A 712-nucleotide genomic window follows, 5' to 3' on the forward strand; every position below is an offset into this window, starting at 1 on the left:
CTATTCAATGTTTAGTGACAATAGCGAAGAGGTCACACCTGTTCCCATGCCGAACACAGCAGTTAAGCTCTTCAGCGCCGATGGTAGTTGGAGCCTTGCCCCTGCAAGAGTAGGACGTCGCTATGCAAAAAAGAAAAACCTTTCAAGAAGTTTATTCTTCTTGAAAGGTTTTTTGAGTTGTTTGTGAAAGGACACTGGTCTAAAATTTCACATACATTCATAAGTGCCAAAAAATCAATTACCTCGATAATACAAAGAACCTTCGCTACATGTACAATTATAGCAAAGGCTATTTACTATTACATTGTTATACAAACGATCTTCCTCAGAAACTTTTTTACCACTATTCTTCTGACTAAAAAAAATGAACAATAGCTACAGCTCTTCACCTGAAGAGCTTCGTAATATAAAAGCTGAAAGTGAATTACTTTGATGTTGAATTGATATTGGATAATGTCTACTAAACTATCGAAACGACTTATACATACCTGTTTTGTCGAAAACCAATAACATTTGATCAACCTTTGTGTAATCAATGACCAATCGTTAAAACCTTTTATCCCGAACCCATTCGTAAGACTTGCAATGCAAAAAACAAGGAAAGATTAAAGCTGTTTAAATAGGAGTAACTTCGTGGATCTACCCTGAAGGACTCAAGGGCCTTTAGGTTATCCTTTTAGGCTAACAACCAAAGGGGGCATACCTCACTGAT

At 36.8% G+C, this 712-nt stretch carries 1 rRNA gene; it reads left to right on the forward strand.

Going from position 1 to position 712, the window contains the following annotated elements:
- Positions 1-10 precede the first annotated feature (10 nt).
- Positions 11-126 (forward strand): 5S ribosomal RNA (gene rrf / locus OWO01_RS15950).
- Positions 127-712 lie beyond the last annotated feature (586 nt).

The sequence above is a fragment of the Natronobacillus azotifigens genome, from assembly GCF_026805325.1.
Lineage (GTDB): Bacteria > Bacillota > Bacilli > Bacillales > Amphibacillaceae > Natronobacillus > Natronobacillus azotifigens.